Below are 17,682 nucleotides of genomic sequence, written 5' to 3'. Positions count from 1 at the left end.
GCCTTGCAGGAGACGAAATGCCCATCGAACATCACCTGAACCATATTGCCGGCCAACTCAGCGGCCAGGGCGAGGTGCTGCTCAGCAGCGTCGACGCCCAGACCGGCGAGCCCCTACCCTACGCCTTCCACCAGGCCACCACCGGCGAGCTCGAGGCCGCCGTGCAAGCCGCCGAAGCCGCCTACCCGACCTATCGCGTCACCAGCCTGGCTCAGCGCGCGGCGTTCCTCGAGGCCATCGCTGCCGAACTCGACGCCTTGGGCGACGACTTCGTCCAACATGTGTGCCGCGAAACCGCCCTGCCCGAAGCGCGCATCCGCGGCGAACGCGCCCGCACCAGCAACCAGTTGCGCCTGTTCGCCGACGTGGTGCGCCGCGGCGACTTCCTCGGCGCCCGCATCGACCGCGCACTGCCCGCGCGCACCCCGCTGCCGCGCCCGGACCTGCGCCAGTACCGCATCGGCGTCGGCCCGGTGGCGGTGTTCGGCGCCAGCAACTTCCCGCTGGCCTTCTCCACCGCCGGCGGCGACAGCGCCTCGGCCTTGGCGGCCGGCTGCCCGGTGGTGTTCAAGGCCCACAGCGGGCATATGCTCACCGCCGCCCATGTGGCGGCGGCCATCGACCGCGCGGTGGCCAGCAGCGGCATGCCCGCCGGGGTATTCAACCTGATCTACGGCACCGGCGTCGGCGAGGCGCTGGTCAAGCATCCAGCGATCCAGGCAGTCGGCTTTACCGGCTCGCTGCGCGGTGGCCGCGCGCTGTGCGACATAGCTGCGGCGCGCCCGCAGCCGATCCCGGTGTTCGCCGAAATGAGCAGCATCAACCCGGTGATCGTGCTGCCCCAGGCGTTGCACGTGCGTGGCCAACAGGTGGCCGCCGAGCTGGCTGCATCGGTGGTGCAGGGCTGCGGGCAGTTCTGTACCAACCCAGGGCTGGTGCTGGGCATCAGCTCGCCGCAGTTCACCGCGTTTGAGCAGGCGCTGATCGCTCACCTGGGCGATCAGCCTCCACAAACCATGCTCAACGCCGGCACCCTGCGCAGCTACACGCACGGCGTCGAGCAGTTGCTGGCGCACCCTGGCATCCAGCACCTGGCCGGCCAGCCCCAGGTCGGCAACCAGGCTCGCGCCCAACTGTTCAAGGCCGATGTGAGCTTGCTGCTCAACGGCGAGCCACTGCTGCAAGAGGAGGTGTTCGGCCCGACCACGGTGCTGGTCGAAGTGGCCGACGCGCAGGCGCTGGCCGAAGCCCTCGGCCATCTACAAGGACAACTGAGCGCGACGCTGATCGCCGAAGCGGACGACCTGCACACCTTTGCCACGCTGGTGCCGCTGCTCGAACGCAAGGCCGGACGCCTGCTGCTCAACGGCTACCCGACCGGGGTCGAGGTGGCGGATGCCATGGTGCATGGTGGCCCGTACCCAGCCACTTCCGATGCCCGGGGCACCTCGGTGGGGACCTTGGCGATCGACCGGTTCCTGCGCCCGGTATGCTTCCAGAACTACCCCGATGAGTGGCTGCCGGATGCACTCAAGCGCGACAATCCGCTGGGCATCGCGCGGTTGCTGGATGGGCTGGCGAGCCGGGCGCAGGGCTAAGCCCGCGCAGGCCCGGCGAGCAAGCGGGCTTTCGTGGGCGCGGTCTGGCCCCGAGACAGGACCGCGCGGGCCAGCCCGCGCCCACGAAACCAGCGACTCGTGCCGCCATGCATCGGGCCATTGTGTGCCGAGCGCGCCTCGGCCGCCGTCTGAGCCACAAGCGCTCCGCAACCCACGCATTTTCAGGTGCCCATGCACGCCTTACTGCAAGAGATCCTCGACCACGTCCGCCCCCTGCTCAACCAGGGCCAGGTGGCGCAATACATTCCCGCCCTGGCCCAGGTCGACCCCAACCAACTGGGCATTGCCGTGCAAAGCCTGGACGGCCAGATGCACTGCGCGGGCGACGCGCGCACGCCGTTTTCGATCCAGAGCATCTCCAAGGTGTTCAGCCTGGTGCAGGCGATCAACCACAGCGGCGAGGCCATCTGGTCGCGCCTGGGCTACGAGCCTTCCGGCCAGGCGTTCAACTCGCTGGTGCAGTTGGAGGTGGAAAAGGGTCGGCCACGCAACCCGTTCATCAACGCCGGCGCCCTGGTGATCTGCGACATCAACCAGTCGCGCTACGCCACGGCAGCGCTGTCGATGCGCGACTTCGTCCGCCGCCTGGCGGCCAACCCGCGCATCGTCAGCGATGCGGTGGTGGCGGAGTCCGAATACCAGCACCGCGCGCGCAACGCGGCCATGGCCTACCTGATGCAAGCCTTCGGCAACTTCCACAACGATGTCGACGCGGTGCTGCGCAGCTACTTCCACCATTGCGCGCTGTCGATGAGTTGCGTCGACGTGGCCCGGGCCTTTGCCTTCCTGGCCAATAGCGGTTACTGCCCGCACAGCGGCGAGCAGGTGCTAAGCCCACGCCAGGCCCAGCAGGTAAACGCGATCATGGCCACCAGCGGGTTGTATGACGAGGCCGGGAATTTCGCCTACCGGGTAGGCTTGCCGGGCAAGAGCGGCGTGGGCGGCGGGATCGTCGCGGTGGTGCCGGGGCGCTACAGCATCTGCGTGTGGTCGCCGGCGCTGAATGCCTCGGGCAATTCGCTGGCGGGGTTGCGGGCGCTGGAGCTGTTGAGCGAGCGGCTGACCGGGTCGGTGTTTTCGGCGGTGCCTTGATTTCAACCACTGCAGCAAGACGGCAGGGATACCCTGAGCGCCCTGCGCACCTTGCGCGGCACAAGGTGCGCGCCTACAGGGAACGCGCATCCCTGTAGGCGCGGCACAGGCATCAGCTATCGATATGGCCTTCGACGGTCAATGGCCCGACCTTCACCTTGCCCTCCTCCAGCGACACACTCGGCAGCGTCAGCTCCGACACCTTCGGCTGGTCGAGGGTAGCCTTGACCTCGTAGTTGACCGGCTTGACGCTGGCCCCGGTCACCAGGGCGCCCTGCCCGTCAACCAGCCCCGAGGCCTCCTTCACGCTGGCCTTGCGCAGGAACTCGCCCTGGGCGTCGAAGGCCGGCTTGTAGTCGAGCCCGGCGGGTTGCTCGCCGTCCTTGGCCTCACCCGACTTGCCGGTCAGGCCCAGGCCCAGGTCGAGACGGGCCGAGGTGGTGGTGTCCTGGCGCTCCTCGACGCTGACGCCGCCCTGGCGCTGGCCGCTGAGCCGGCCTTCGACCCGCGCGCCGCTGAGCTGCGTGGTTGCGGCACTGTTCAACGCCACCTGCCCGGCACTGACCCGGCTGTTCTGCTGGGTGCTGGCTTGCAGGTAATCGACCTGCCCCTTGGCCCCCAGCTCGAAGCCGTAGACCGGCTTGCCCGGCTGCTCGGCGCCGGCAGGCGTCTCGCGGCTGAGGTTGCCACCGGCATTGAGCTCGACACCCCAGTTGCCACGGCCCTGGGTGGATTGCGCCGACTCCAGCAGCACGCCGCCCGCGCCTGCTGTCAGGTTGACCTGCGGCCCGGCGACCTGGGTGCCCTGGGCATGCAGTGAAGCGCCCGCGAGGCTGACCGAATCGCGTGAGGCCAGCTGGCCGCCGCTGAGGGTGTTGGCCGACTCGCGCGTCTGGCCGGCCTTGATGTGGCCGCCCAGGTTGCCGCTCAGGGTGCTGCCCTGCTCGCCGCTGACCGACTTGCCACCCAGGTTCAGGCCAAGGTCAACCTGGTGACCGGTCACGCTGCGGCTGTCGCTGGCGGCCTGCAGGTCGAGCTTGCCGCCGGCCTTGAGTTCGACCGGGCCACGCACGTCGACGCGGGCGCCTTGCACGGTCTGGTTGCCGCCACTGTTCAGGCGCACCGGGCCATTGCCGTTGATGCTCGCCACCTGGGCCTTGCGCTCGTCGCTGTGCTGGGCGCCATGCTCGAACTGGACGCTGCCACCCAGGTCGGTAGTGCCGGTCGGCAGGCTGCTGACCGTCAGCGAGGCGCCACCGCCCACGCGGGTGCTGTCGCTGCGCACCTGGTTGCTGGCCTGGTTCAGCGCCAGGTCAGCGCCGCTGCCCAGGGTCACGCCAGCCTGGCCGCCGTCGAGGCGACTGCCTTCGAAGCTGGCGTTGCCCACGGCCTGGATGTTCACGCCCTGGCTGGCGCCATAGCTCGCCACCACCGCGGTGGAACTCTCGCGGCTGGCGTGCTCGTTGCTGCCGGAACCGGCGGCGGTCACGTTCACATCCGAGCCGGTCTTGGTGTAGACCCGGCCGCTGACATTGGCCGTGACCTGCTGGCTGCTGCTGGCGTGGGTATCGCGGGCGGCCTCGGCCTGCACGCTGTCGGCCTTGATCGTCAGCGCGCCGTTGCTGGCCTGGTACTGGGTGCCCTGGTCGCGCAGCGTGCCGGCGACGTTCAGCGCGATGTCCTGCCCCGCGAACGTGCCGACCACCGCCTTGCTCGACTGCTCGCTGCTGGCCTGGCTGGCGTGGCCCACCGCCACGTCGACGCCGACATTCGCCGAGCCGATCTGCGACAGCGCCGCGGTCACCGAGGTTTTGCCTTGCAGCACATCGCGCACTTCCTTGACCGGCAGCTTGCCGTCGAGCGCGTCCTTGACCGAAACCTTGCCGTTCACCACATCGCTGACCACGCCGGCGATGGGCCGGGCGATCTCCTTGTACTCGGCGTTGACGCCGACATCCGCCGTCCAGCTGCTGTGCTGGTGGCTGCTGGCCTTGCTATCGCTGGCCGCGCGGTTGTCGACGCTGTCGGCGGTCACGCTCAGGCCCTTGCCACTGCTGACCTGCGCGCCCTCGCTCAGCAGGTTGCCGGCGTTGATGGTGAGCGCGCCGCTGCTGTGCACGCTGCTGGTCCTGGCCGTGCTGGCACTGCTGCTGTCCTGGCTGCTGGCGTGGGAGAAATCGACACCGCCACCGGCGCGATCAAGGCCGGCAGTGAGGTACACGCCGCCCGCGGTACGGCTGCTGTCGGCGTTTTCGCTGCGCTGGTCCTGCCCGGCCAGCAGCGACACCTGCTTGCCGCTCAGGGTGGTGTCGCCGGCGGTGGACTGGACCGTCGAGCCCTTGACCGCCAGCTCGTTGCCGGCGCTGACCTGCACCGCGCTGCCGCTGAGGTTGGCGCCGTGCTGGTTGACCTCGGAGCCACTGCTGCTGTGTTTCTCGCTGACATAGGCGATGCCGGCACGGTACTGCCCGGCACCCGGCGCGGTTTCCTTGGCCGAGGCGACGAAGCCACGGCTGTTGCCGCTGGCGCTGTGCTCGCGGGTGTCTTCGGCGGCGCTGAGTTTCACGTCGCCGCCGGCCTCGGCGTTCAATGCACCACCGGCCTTGACCGTGGCGCCGACCACGTCGATGTTCTCGCCACTGCTCAGGCCCAGGGTGCCGCCGGCCACCAGCTCGCTGCGCACCGCGGTGCTCTCGCGCTTGCCCTGGCTGGCTTCGTTGTGGCTGACGCCGAAGAACTTGCTCTGCTGGTCATGGCTGTTGCTCGCATTGGTGCGCGAAGCGGTGCCGAGCTGCACCTGCTTGGCGGCGATGCGAATATCCTGGCCGCTGCTCAGCTGGGCACCTTCGGTGGCCACGGTGCCCTTGGCCTTGAGGGCGATATCGCCGCCCTTGAGCTGGCTGGTGACGCTGCGCTGCTCTTCGCTGCGCTTGTCCCAGTCGGCCTTCCAGAAGCCCTTGGTGTGCTTGCCCTGGTCGGTCTCGACATGCTGCTCGGTGGCGGCGGTCAGGCGCAGGTCGGCGCCGCTGTCGATGCCAAGGTGGCCTGCGGCCTCGACCCGGGCGGCGGTGAGCTGCGCGTCCTGCCCCGCGCTCAACCGTGCATCGCGCTGGGCCACCACCTGGGTGCCGTGCGCACGGGTGTCGCTGTCGGTGTAGGCGCGCTGGTAGGTTTCCCAGTCGATGCCCAGCGCGCCACTGCGCCAGTTCTCGCGTTTTTCCTGGAGCTTGCGGCTCTGGACCGTGTTCAGGGTGAGGTTGCGCCCGGCGTCGAGCTTGACGTCGCGGCCGTTCACGTCGGCTGCGGCCAGGCTCAGGTCGTGGGCGCTGCGCAGCCCGACATCGCCCTGGCTGCTGTGGATACCGGCGCGGTTGGCTTGCAGGCTATCGGCCACGGCCTCGCCGCGCACGTCGAGGTCACCGGCGGACTGGATGCTCACCCCGTCACGCCCACTGAGCTGTGCCGGGCCTACCCGCACGCCCGCACCTTCGGCAGTGCTGACGATATTGATGCGCCCGGCCTGCATGGCGCCGAACAGGCTGGCGTCGATGCGCCGCTCGCTGCTGGCCGCGGTCGGGTCCACCGCGCTGACCTGGCCACTGGCATAGTCGACCTGCTGGCGGCCGACGGTCAGGTTGAGCTGGTCACGGGCATCGAGACGGCCCTGGCTGTCGATGCGCGGGGCGATCAGGTTGACCGAGCCGCCGTCGTTGCGCAGGCCGGCGCCCTGCACCTGCAACTGACCGTTGGCATCCATGCTGCCCAGGGCCTGTAACTTGCCGTCGTTCAGCTCGGGGCGGCCCACCACCAGGCTGGCGTTGGGCGTGTTGATGAAGCTGGCGCCGTTGACCGAAATGCCGTTGGGGTTGGCCAGCACATAGTCGGCGGCGCGGCCGAAGATTTCCTGGGCGCCGTTGATGGCCGACGGGTTGCGGCTGACCACCTCGTTGAGAATCACGCTGGCCGCCTGGCCGTTGAACTGCGGGTTGGCCGCCAGTTGCCCGGCCAGCTGCGAATTGCCGGCCTGCAAGGCGTTGTTCAGTACCAGGCCCTGGCGGTCGACGTTGTAGTCGAGGAACTGGTTGTGCGACAGCCCCGCGCCATTGGGCGCGACGATGTTGACGATCGGCACGCCGCCCTGGGTTTGCAGTTGCGCGGTGCCACCGGGGCCAGGCGCCACCACCACGCCGGCGGCCAGGGCCTGTGGCAGGCTGGCCGTGAGGAACAGGCTGGCAATCGCCCAACGCAGCCGGCCCTGGGGGGACAGCTTGAAGGCAAAGGGTTTCATCGTCATAGGTCACTCTCCATAGTTGTTGCCCATGTAGCCAGTGCACATAGGTTTGCCCCGCTCAAATCTGCAGGCCGGCCCTGAACAGCCAGACGTCCGGTTCGCGGTGGTTGCCACTGGGGGTGGTCAGGCTGCGCTGGTAGTCGAAATCCAGCTGCAGGCCTTTCCAGCCCAGGTTGACGCCGAGGCTGGCAGCGCTGAGGTGCTGCACCGGGGCGCCGTGGTCGGCCTTGATCCAACCATGGTCCAGCGCCAGCCGCGGGGTGATGCTCAAGGGGCCGGCGGGGCGTTGCGGCAAGCGCAGGGTGTTGCGCCAGACCGCTCCGCTGGCCCCGGAAATACTGCTTACCCGGTAGCCGCGCACGGCGGAGTCGTCGGTCCCGAGCAACTGCTCGATGGCCGGCAAAGGATCGGGGCTGTACTGCGCGTTGAGCTGGCTCTGCCACTGCCAGGCCTGGTCGCCGAATTGGCCGTTGCGCCACTGGCTGAGGCCCGCGCGGTACTTGTGGAACTGCGCCTTGGGCAAGTTGGCGACCACCCGCTGGGCGTCGTCGTCAGCGCCGAACCCACGCAGGCCTTGGGCATAGTTGAGGTCGAAGTTCCATACCGCGCGGTCGAGCCAGAACAGGTTGAGCCCGGCCTCGGCCACGGTGAGGGTCGGGCTTTGCACGTCCAGGCGCACCTTGGCGAACTCGCTGTCGACATCCTTGTGCGCCAGTTGCAGGTTGGCGCTCAGCTGATGGCGCTGGTCGCGCCAGAGCACACGCTCGCCGCGCAGGCTGAGCTGGTCGGTGATGCCGCGGCTGTGCAAGGTCAGGCTGCTGAGCTTGACCGGCGCGCTGTATTCGGCGTGGCTGGCGAACAGGCTGAAGGTCCAGTAACCGTAGGGGATCGCGTAGTACAGGCTGGCGTTGCGGCTGTAGCGTTCGCCCTGGTTGAGGGTGTCGCTGGCGCTGAGGCTGAGCAGGTCGTTGAGCGCCAACGGGTTGTCCAGGCCCAGGCTCAGCACCTGTCGATCACGCCCGGTACTGGCGCTGCCAAGGTTGTCCAGGCCCAGGCCCAGGGCCACCCGCGGCTGCCCGGCGCTGCGCGGGCGCAGGATGATCCGCGAGGCGCCCGGCTGGCTGCCGGGGGCGATATCGGCGCCGAGGTCGACCGAGCGCAGGCGGTTGAGCTGGTCCAGGCCCTGCTCCAGGTCACGCAGGTTCAACGGCTCGCCGAGCATGCCGGGGAAGGCGCCGGCCAACGACACCGGCAGTTGCTGATCGGCCAGCTCGATGGCCTCGACGTAGCCTTCGTCGACCAGGATATCCAGCGACTGGCCGGCGACCGGGGCGCGGTTCAGGTATGGCCGGCTGGCGACATACCCCTGTTCCAGGTACACCGCGGTGATGATCGCCAGCAGGTGGTTGATCTGGCCGACGCCCATGCAGGGCGCCAGCAGCGGCTGGATACGGGCCTCGAGACGGGCGCGGTCGATCAGCGTGACGCCACCGAGGCGAACCCCGGCCAACGGCCAGCACTGGCTGTCCGGGGCGATGCTTGGCGCCGGCGCCGGGGGCGTGCCTGGCGTGGAGAAGGCGCCCCGCTCCAGTTGCCGGCGGCGCTGTTCGAGTTGCAGTTGTTGCAGGTCCTGTTGCTGCTGTTGCTGTTGACGCAGCACTTCCTGGCCTGGGGTATCCGCCTGGGTGACGCCGACGCACAAGCACGACAGTGCGACGGACAGTGAGAAGCGACGAGCAGGAGCAGACCGGTACCACATACAACACCTATAGCCAAATAAAGGCACGGCGAAAGTTGAACTTTGCAGTGCAGTTACTGGTGATTATCGGCTTGCGCCTAGTGAAACTTTAGTGCCTTCGCAGTGCGGCTCCCGGTGAACTTTAATTTGCAAAAAGGCCAACCACTTCAATCGGTTGGGATCGACGCTCAACTAGACAATATTCCGATTGTCGAACAATCAAACCCGACCTTAGTCGCAATGCCGGGGGGCTGCTGTTAAACACGAAGTGGCCAGGTGAATATTTAGGAATGATTCGCTAATCCAACTTCCCAAGGCCGCGCGGGCCAGCCCGCTGCCGCAGGGAAGTACCTGTGGCAGCGGGCTGGCCCCGCGCGAGGAAGTGCCGGCTAGATCAAGCTTCGAGCTGTTGCTTGAGTGCCGCCAGGCCCGCTTCGTAGATACCGGCGAACAGCGCGGTCGCTTCGGCGTCGCTGATGCCTTGCGGCACGAACGAACCGGACCATTGCACGCGGGAACCGCTACCCTGGGCGACCACCTGCAGGGTCGAGTGGTAGTCACGTACCGGGGCCGGGCCACTGAGGATGGTGTAGCTGTAGCTGCGACGGGCTTCGTTGAAGTCCAGCAAGCGTTCGATGATGGTGTCGCCGTCAACGCTCTTGAGGGTGCGTACGCGGCCGCCCTGGCTCAGGGCGCTTTCAGGAATGAACGGCAGCCAGTCGGGCAAGGCGTCGAAGCCGCCGATCAGTTGCCAGACGCGGTCGGCGTCAACGGGGGTGTCGATAAAGGCTTGTGCGGTAGCCATGGTGATGCTCCTCGGGGCGCGGCCCCATTGATTCGTTGAGGGCAGGGCCGCGCGGGCCCTGCCGAGTCGGTTCAGACAGTCGGCACAGGTGCCAGGGCGTTGATCAGCCCCTGCTGGCGCAGGTCGTTCCAGAACGCCATCGGAATCACCTTGCTCAGGGCCGCCAGGTCTTCATTGGCGTGTTCTGGGCGGGTCGAGCCCGGGATCACCGAAACCACGGCCGGGTGGGCCAGGGCGAACTGCAGCGCGGCGGCCTTGACGTCGACATCATGGGCACGGGCCACGGCGCGAATGCGCTCGAGCTTGGCCAGCACGGCCGGGCTGGCCTTCTGGTACTCGAAGTGCTCGCCACCGGCGGTGACGCCAGAGCTGTACGGGCCACCGACGACGATGCCGACACCCTGTTCAACCGCCTGCGGCATCACGCGCTGCAGGGCACGATCGTGGTCGAGCAGCGAGTAGCGGCCGGCCAGCAGGAAGCCATCGGGCTTTGGCTCGTCCAAATCGAGGGTCAGTTCGATCGGTTCGACACGGTTCACGCCCAGGCCCCAAGCCTTGATCACGCCTTCTTCACGCAGGCGGGAGAGCACGCGGAAAGCGCCGGTGCGGGCGATCTCGAACTGGGTCAGCCATTCGTCGCCGTAGAAGTCCTGGGCGATGTCGTGGATCCAGACGATGTCCAGGCGGTCGGTCTTCAGGCGGCGCAGGCTGTCTTCGATCGAGCGCAGGGTGGCGTCGGCGCTGTAGTCGTTGACGATGCGGTTGCGGTTGCCGTGTTCGAACAGGCCGCTTTTCTCGCCCAGTTCACGGGCGGCGGGGTCTTCCAGTTCGTCGAGGATGATCCGCCCGACCTTGGTGCTGAGCACGTATTGGTCACGTGGGCGGCCGACCAGGGCGTTGCCCAGGCGGGTTTCGGAAAGGCCGGCGCCGTAGAACGGGGCAGTGTCGTAGTAGCGCACGCCGTTGGCCCAGGCGGCGTCGATGGTGGCTTGGACTTCGGCCTCGGGGACGTTGCGGAACATATTGCCCAGCGGTGCGGCACCGTGGCCCAGCGGGTTGGCGATCAGGGACTTGAGGTTCATGCTGATTTCCTGGTTGGGGAGTCGTCTGTCGGCTCCAATGACGGCCATGCTAGGCCGCGCAACCAAGACCGTCCAAGTCATAATTCGACAGACTTGAGACCTTTAGTGCAATAGCGTTGAATGAGGACTCTGGGAAGGCGTGATGAGCGGTGCAGCACCCGGGAAGGGTTCGCCGCAACAGATGTAGCGCCTGTCGTGACGAACACCCTTCCCCTAGACACTACCCCCCACTAAGCCCCTTGCCGACGCATCGCCAGAATCGCCGCACCAAAGCCAATGAACGTGGTCCCCACCACCCGACTCACCCAACGCGACAGCGACGGCCGGGTCAGCACGCCCTTGGCCCGCGCGGCCAGGGCGGCATACAGGCTCAGCGAGGTCAGCGACAACAGGATGAAGATCCCGGTCAGCAACAGAAACTGCGGCAGTAGCGCCGCGCCCTGGTCGACGAACTGCGGGAACAGCGCGGTGAAGAACAGGGTCGCCTTGGGGTTGGTGACCGCGGTAACAAAGGCCGACTTGTAGAGTTTCAATGGCCTCGGTCGACGCCGCCCATCGCCAGCCTCGGCCCCGTCCGCCAGCATCGGGCTCTTCTTCAGCAGTTGCCGTACGCCCAGGTAGAACAGGTAGCCGGCACCGACCACCTTGACCGCGTTGAACAGCATTTCCGAACTGGCCAACAAGGCGCCCAACCCCAGCATGGCGGCGGCCGACAGACAGAACAGCCCACTGGCATTGCCCAGCGACGACCATACCGCGCTGCGCTGGCCGTGGGCCAGGCTGTTGTTGATGGCCATCAGGGTGGCGGGCCCAGGGCTGGCAATGGCGATCGCGGCGACCAGGGTGAAAGCGAGAAGCGAGTGAGTGTCCATGTTCAGTCTCGGCAAGTGGCGGAGACTGGATATTACCCGTGCCTGAGCGGTTGCGTGCCTGATTTTTCGAGCGCCTGCCGGACCTGCCCTGCTCTTTCGTGAACCGGCGCTGGTGCGCCATGATACGCCCGCACATTTGCCCATAAGGACCTGCACATGCCTGGCCTCGAGTGGCTGGACCAGCACATGAACACTACCCACGACCAGAACGCTTTTGACGCCACACGTGGCTGGGTCGCCCTGGAGCAGTTCCAGGCCTGGGGCGAGCAGCATTGGCTGATGTCACGCGACCTGTAACCGCGCTGGATGGCACCGGCTGCGCCACGCAAAATCACTTGGCACGGAATTATTTAGCGCACCCTTGCATCTGATCCCTTAGAAGCGCTGGCCAAACCATGGCCAGGCCGCCCGCCACCTAAGGACAATGGCCCATGAAATCACGCAAGAAACCCGTCAAGCCCATCGGCCTGAAGGACATCACCATCGTCGACGACGCCAAGATGCGCAAGGCCATCACCGCCGCCGCCCTGGGCAATGCCATGGAGTGGTTCGACTTCGGCGTCTACGGCTTCGTCGCCTATGCCCTGGGCAAGGTGTTCTTCCCCAACGCCAGCCCCGGGGTGCAGATGATCGCCGCCCTGGCCACCTTCTCCGTGCCCTTCCTGATCCGCCCGCTGGGCGGGCTGTTCTTTGGCGCCCTGGGCGATCGCTACGGGCGCCAGAAGGTGCTGGCCGCGACCATCGTGATCATGTCCCTGAGCACCTTCGCCATCGGCCTGATCCCCTCCTACGCCAGCATCGGCATCTGGGCGCCGATCCTGCTGTTGCTGGCCAAGATGGCCCAGGGCTTCTCGGTGGGCGGCGAATACACCGGCGCCTCGATCTTCGTCGCCGAGTACGCCCCGGACCGCAAGCGCGGCTTTCTCGGCAGCTGGCTGGACTTCGGCTCGATTGCCGGCTTCGTCCTCGGCGCCGGGGTGGTGGTGCTGATCTCGACGATCCTGGGCGAGGCGCAGTTCCTCGAATGGGGCTGGCGCCTGCCGTTCTTCCTCGCCCTGCCCCTGGGCCTGATCGGCCTTTACCTGCGCCATGCGCTGGAGGAAACCCCGGCCTTCCAGCAGCACGTCGACAAGCTTGAGCAAGGCGACCGCGAAGGCCTGGCCAGCGGCCCGAAAGTCTCGTTCAAGGAGGTGGCGACCAAGCACTGGCGCAGCCTGCTGACCTGCATCGGCGTGGTGATCGCCACCAACGTCACCTACTACATGCTGCTCACCTACATGCCCAGCTACCTCTCGCACAACCTGCACTACAGCGAGGACCACGGCGTGCTGATCATCATCGCGATCATGGTCGGCATGCTCTTCGTGCAGCCCATGATCGGCCTGCTCAGCGACAAGTGGGGGCGCAAGCCCTTCATCATCATCGGCAGCGTCGGCCTGTTCCTGCTGGCCATCCCGGCGTTCATGCTGATCACCAGCGGCAAGCTGGCGGTGATCTTCGCCGGCCTGCTGATGCTTGCCGTGCTGCTGAACTTCTTCATCGGCGTGATGGCCTCGACGCTGCCGGCGATGTTCCCCACCCATATCCGCTACAGCGCCCTGGCCAGCGCCTTCAACATCTCGGTGCTGATCGCCGGCCTCACCCCGACAATCGCCGCCTGGCTGGTGGAGACCACCGACAACCTGTACATGCCGGCCTACTACCTGATGGTCATCGCGGTGATCGGCCTGCTCACCGGCCTGACCATGAAGGAAACCGCCAACCAGCCGCTGCGCGGCGCCGCCCCGGCCGCCTCGGACATCGACGAGGCCCGCGAGCTGCTGCAGGAGCACCACGACAACATCGAGCAGAAGATCGAGGACATCGACGCGCAGATCGCCGAGCTCGAAGCCAAGCGCAAGACCCTGGCCCAACAACACCCGCGCATCGACTGATGCGCGGCGTTGCGCATTCCGCCGGATTGCTTGCCTGATCCTCTGAACCTGCGGGGTGTACCGGTTCCGCACGGGTTGGCCTGTGCTAGCGTTTGTGGATTGGGGAACAGTGTATTCCCCCCCACAACCGTGACTGCAGCAGGTGAGCCCGATGGAACTACGCATCAACCAGAAGACTTACCAGGTCGAGGCCGACGCCGACACGCCCTTGCTCTGGGTGATCCGCGACGACCTTGGCCTGACCGGTACCAAGTACGGCTGTGGCCTGGCCCAGTGCGGCGCCTGTTCGGTGCTGGTGGACGGCAACCTGGTGCGTGCCTGCGTCACCCCGGTGGCTGGGGTGGTCGGCCGCGAGGTGACCACCATCGAGGCCATCGAGGATGACGCGGTGGGCAAGCGCGTGGTCGCCGCCTGGGTCGAGCACCAGGTGGCGCAGTGCGGCTATTGCCAGTCCGGCCAGGTGATGGCCGCCACCGCGCTGCTCAAGCACAGCGCCAAGCCCAGTGCCGAGCAGATCGACGCGGCGATGGTCAACCTGTGCCGCTGCGGCACCTACAACGCCATCCATGCCGCCCTGCACGACCTCGCCGAAGGGGGTAACGCCTGATGGCCACGCGCATCGACACCCCCGAAGACTTGCTGAAGCTGCCAGCAGGCGAAACCGTCAACCTGTCTCGTCGACGCTTCCTGGTCGGCACCAGCGTCGGCGCGCTGGTGCTCGGCTTCGGCCTGCCCGTGGGCGTACCGCGGGTGCAGGCCGCCGCCCCCGAGCGCGGCACCCAGGTGCCGGCCTTCCTGGAGATCCGCCCGGACGGCAGCGTGCGCCTGCTCAGCCCGTTCATGGAGGGCGGGCAAGGGGTCAACACCGCCATGGCGCAGATCGTCGGCGAGGAGCTGGACCTCGAACCGGCACGCTTTTTGGTCGAAAGCGCCCCGGCGGGCCAAGCCTACGTGGTGATGGAAAACGGCCTGCGCATCACCGGCGGCAGCATGTCGGTGCGCATGAGCTACCCGACCATGCGCCGCCTCGGCGCCCTGGCCCGGGCCATGCTGCTGCAGGCCGGCGCCCAGCGCCTGGGCGTGGCGGTGGGCGAGCTGAGCACCGAACCGGGCAAGGTGGTGCATGCCGCCACGGGCCGCTCGATCGGCTATGGCGAGCTGGCCGGTACGGCCATGGACCTGCCGGTGCCGGACCCGGCCAGCGTCACCTTGCGCGACCCCGGCCAGTTCCGCTGGATCGGCAAGCCGGTGCCGCGCCTGGACGCCTACGACAAGTCCACCGGCAAGGCCGTGTACAGCATCGACGTCAAGGTCGACGGCATGCTCCACGCCGCCGTGCAGCATGCGCCGCGCCTGGGCATGACGGTCGGCCAGCTGCGCAACGAGGAGCAGGTCAAGGCCATGAAGGGCGTGCATTCGGTACATCAGCTACCCGGCGCGGTGGCGGTGGTCGCCGAGCGCTGGTTCAACGCCAAGCGCGCGGTGGAGGCCTTGCAGGTGGACTGGAAAGAACCCGCCGCCGACAGCAAGGTGCGGCCAATGCCGGCGGACTTTTCCAGCGATGGCTGGCGCGAGCACCTGGCCAGCCAGACCGGCCCGGCCCGCGACGATGAAAACCAGGGCGATGTCGCCGCCGCGCTGGCCAGCGCCAAGACCACCGTCGAGGCCACCTACCACAACCAGTTCCTCAACCATGCCCAGCTGGAGCCGCCGTCGGCCATCGCGCGCTTCAACCCCGACGGCAGCCTCGAGGTGTGGCTGCCCAACCAGGCCCAGGACATGTTCCGCGACGACATCGCCAAGCGCACCGGCCTTGCCGCCGAACGCATCACCCTGCACTCGCCGCTGCTGGGCGGCTTCTTTGGCCGGCACTTCCTGTACGACGCCGCCAGCCCCTACCCACAGGCCATCGCCCTGGCCAAGGCCGTGGGCCGTCCGGTGAAGCTGATCTGGAGCCGCGAGGAAGAGTTCCTGCGCGATGCCATGCGGCCCATGGCCGTGGCCAAGTTCCGCGCCGGGCTGGATGACCAGGGCCTGCCGGTGGCCATCGAGGCCATCAGCGCCACCGAAGGCCCGACCGAGTCCATCGCCGGCCAACAGGGCGAGAAGCTCGACCCCACCGCCCTCGAAGGGCTGTCGGGCAAGGCCTACGCCATCGCCAACAAGCGCATCGCGCAGATCTACGTGAAGACCCCAGCCATGCAGGGCTACTGGCGTTCGGTGGGCAACTCGCTGAATGATTTCTTCTACGAGTCGTTCCTCGACGAACTGGCCGACAAGGGCGGCCATGACCCCTTCGAGCTGCGCCTGCACCTGTTGCAGGGCAACCCGCGCCTGACCACCCTGCTGCAGGCGGTGGCCGAGTTGTCCGGTGGCTGGAAGCGTGGCCCGTTCACCGCCGAGGACGGCAGCCAGCGCGCCCGAGGCGTGGCCATGGCCTCGCCGTTCGGCTCGGAAGCGGCGGTGATCGCCGAGGTGTCGCTGGAGGGTGGCCAGGTGAAAGTGCACGACATCTGGCAGGCCATCGACCCGGGCAGCATCGTCAACCCGGCGATCATCGAGGCGCAGGTCAACGGCGCGGTATCCCTGGGCCTGTCCCAGGTACTGCTGGAAGAGGCGGTGTGGTTGAACGGCCAGCCCCGGGCGCGCAACTACGACCTGTACCCGATCCTGCCACCCGCGCGCATGGCCCGGGTGCATGTGCGCATCGTCCAGAGCGGGGCGAAGATGGGCGGTATCGGCGAGCCGCCGCTGCCGGCGGTGGCGCCTGCGGTGGCCAACGCCGTGGCGCGCTTGACCGGCCAGCGCGTGCGCAGCATGCCCTTGAGCCGCCATACCTTCAGCTGACCCGACAAGGACTGCCCATGAACAACAGCCGATTCGCACGAACCGCTGGCTGGTTGGCCGTGCCGTGCCTGGTGGCGGCTGGCCTGCTGGCCTGGTACGTCAGCCGCGAGCCCGCCTCGCCCTTCACCGCCCAGGACAGCGCCGAAGCGAGCCTGGTCAGCCGCGGCGAATACGTCGCCCGGCTCAGCGACTGCGTGGCCTGCCACAGCCTGCCCGGCAAGACGCCCTTCGCCGGCGGCCTGGAGATGGCCACGCCGCTGGGGGCGATCCATGCCACCAACATCACCCCGGACCGCGACCACGGCATCGGTGCCTACAGCCTGGCCGACTTCGACCGCGCCGTGCGCCAGGGCGTGGCCCCCGGCGGGCGCCGGTTGTACCCGGCCATGCCCTACCCGTCCTACGCCAAGCTCAGCGACGACGACGTGCGGGCGCTTTATGCGTTCTTCATGAAGGGCGTGCAACCGGCCGCCGAGGCCAATATCCCCAGCGACATTCCCTGGCCGCTGAACCTGCGCTGGCCCATCGCCCTGTGGAACGGCCTGTTCGCGCCGACCGCGCCCTACGTGCAGCAGCCTGGGCAGGATGCGCTGTGGAATCGCGGCGCCTACCTCGTCCAGGGTCCGGGCCACTGCGGCAGTTGCCACACCCCGCGCGGCCTGGCCTTCAACGAGAAGGCCCTGGACGATGGTGGCGCGCCGTTCCTCGCCGGGGCGTTGCTCGACGGCTGGTACGCGCCGAGCCTGCGCCAGGACCACAACATCGGCCTGGGGCGCTGGAGCGAACAGGAAATCGTGCAGTTCCTCAAGACCGGGCGCAACCGACATGCGGTGGTGTATGGCTCGATGACCGAGGCGTTCAACAACTCCACGCAGTTCATGAGCGACGACGACCTGGCGGCCATCGCCCATTACCTGAAGGCGTTGCCCGGCGATGCGCAGCGCGATGGCCCACCGTGGCAGTACCAGGCGCAGGCCGCAGCCAGCCAGGCACCGGGGGCACACACTTATGCGACCCGCTGCGCCAGCTGCCATGGCCTGGACGGCAAGGGCCAGGCCGAGTGGATGCCACCCTTGGCCGGGGCCACTTCGATGCTGGCCAGGGAGGACGCCTCGGCGATCAACATCACCCTCAATGGCTCGCAGCGCGTGGTTGCCGCCGGGGTGCCGGATGCCTATCGCATGCCGGCGTTCCGCGAGCAGTTGTCGGACCGGGAGATCGCCGAGGTGCTGAGTTTCGCCCGCGCGAGCTGGGGCAACCACGGCGCGGCGGTGCAGGCCAAAACGGTGGGCAAGTTGCGCGAGCATACCGACCCGGCCAGCAGCAGCCCGATCATCTTGCATATGCGCTGAAGGCACCATCGCCGGCAAGCCCGCTGCCACGCTGGGGGCGTGCCCGGCGA

12 protein-coding genes are annotated in these 17,682 nt (G+C 67.7%); 7 read left to right on the top strand and 5 right to left on the bottom strand.

The window, feature by feature from the left end; all coding sequences use genetic code 11:
- Positions 1 to 17 precede the first annotated feature (17 nt).
- Complete coding sequence (locus tag NJG22_RS17500; RefSeq protein ID WP_253096341.1) at positions 18 to 1,598, top strand: aldehyde dehydrogenase (NADP(+)); 1,581 nt, start codon at positions 18 to 20, stop codon at positions 1,596 to 1,598.
- A 192-nt stretch (positions 1,599 to 1,790) separates the two neighbouring features.
- Positions 1,791 to 2,711: a glutaminase B gene (glsB, locus tag NJG22_RS17495; RefSeq protein ID WP_253096339.1), complete on the top strand. Its 921-nt coding sequence runs from the start codon at positions 1,791 to 1,793 to the stop codon at positions 2,709 to 2,711.
- Positions 2,712 to 2,823: 112 nt separating this feature from the next.
- Here glsB and NJG22_RS17490 read toward each other — a convergent pair whose 3' ends face one another.
- The 5 genes from NJG22_RS17490 to NJG22_RS17470 all read right to left on the bottom strand — a co-directional run bounded on the left by NJG22_RS17490 (position 2,824) and on the right by NJG22_RS17470 (position 11,499).
- A complete protein-coding gene (locus NJG22_RS17490; RefSeq protein WP_253096336.1) occupies positions 2,824 to 7,005 on the bottom strand; it encodes a hemagglutinin repeat-containing protein in 4,182 nt (1,393 codons plus the stop codon).
- A gap of 55 nt (positions 7,006 to 7,060) precedes the next feature.
- Complete coding sequence (locus NJG22_RS17485; RefSeq protein ID WP_253096334.1) at positions 7,061 to 8,761, bottom strand: ShlB/FhaC/HecB family hemolysin secretion/activation protein; 1,701 nt, start codon at positions 8,759 to 8,761, stop codon at positions 7,061 to 7,063.
- Between the two features lie 373 nt (positions 8,762 to 9,134).
- A complete protein-coding gene (locus NJG22_RS17480; RefSeq protein WP_253096332.1) occupies positions 9,135 to 9,545 on the bottom strand; it encodes an SRPBCC family protein in 411 nt (136 codons plus the stop codon).
- A gap of 71 nt (positions 9,546 to 9,616) precedes the next feature.
- Entirely contained in the window at positions 9,617 to 10,627 is a 1,011-nt protein-coding gene (locus NJG22_RS17475) for an aldo/keto reductase (protein ID WP_253096328.1), read from the bottom strand.
- A gap of 230 nt (positions 10,628 to 10,857) precedes the next feature.
- The gene (locus tag NJG22_RS17470) at positions 10,858 to 11,499 is read right to left on the bottom strand and encodes a LysE family translocator (protein WP_253096325.1); all 642 of its coding nucleotides are present in this window, start codon (positions 11,497 to 11,499) and stop codon (positions 10,858 to 10,860) included.
- Between the two features lie 156 nt (positions 11,500 to 11,655).
- Here NJG22_RS17470 and NJG22_RS17465 point away from each other — a divergent pair, with 156 nt between their 5' ends.
- The 5 genes from NJG22_RS17465 (at position 11,656) to NJG22_RS17445 (ending at position 17,632) form a co-directional block, all read left to right on the top strand.
- Entirely contained in the window at positions 11,656 to 11,796 is a 141-nt protein-coding gene (locus tag NJG22_RS17465; protein WP_253096323.1) for an acetyltransferase, read from the top strand.
- Positions 11,797 to 11,930: 134 nt separating this feature from the next.
- Positions 11,931 to 13,433 (top strand): glycine betaine/L-proline transporter ProP, encoded by a 1,503-nt coding sequence (gene proP / locus NJG22_RS17460; RefSeq protein WP_217853872.1) that lies wholly within the window; start codon positions 11,931 to 11,933, stop codon positions 13,431 to 13,433.
- A 151-nt stretch (positions 13,434 to 13,584) separates the two neighbouring features.
- A complete protein-coding gene (locus tag NJG22_RS17455; RefSeq protein WP_217853871.1) occupies positions 13,585 to 14,040 on the top strand; it encodes a (2Fe-2S)-binding protein in 456 nt (151 codons plus the stop codon).
- A complete protein-coding gene (locus NJG22_RS17450) occupies positions 14,040 to 16,280 on the top strand; it encodes a molybdopterin cofactor-binding domain-containing protein (RefSeq protein ID WP_253096320.1) in 2,241 nt (746 codons plus the stop codon). Before NJG22_RS17455 ends, NJG22_RS17450 begins: the two co-directional genes overlap by 1 nt.
- A gap of 17 nt (positions 16,281 to 16,297) precedes the next feature.
- On the top strand, positions 16,298 to 17,632 hold the full coding sequence (locus NJG22_RS17445) for a cytochrome c (RefSeq protein ID WP_253096317.1): 1,335 nt from the start codon (positions 16,298 to 16,300) through the stop codon (positions 17,630 to 17,632).
- Positions 17,633 to 17,682 lie beyond the last annotated feature (50 nt).

Source organism: Pseudomonas sp. VA159-2, assembly GCF_024126635.1.
In the GTDB taxonomy this organism is placed as follows: Bacteria; Pseudomonadota; Gammaproteobacteria; order Pseudomonadales; family Pseudomonadaceae; genus Aquipseudomonas; species Aquipseudomonas muyukensis.
The sequence above is the reverse complement of the archived record's forward strand: the minus strand, read 5'-3'. Positions and strand labels throughout refer to the sequence as shown.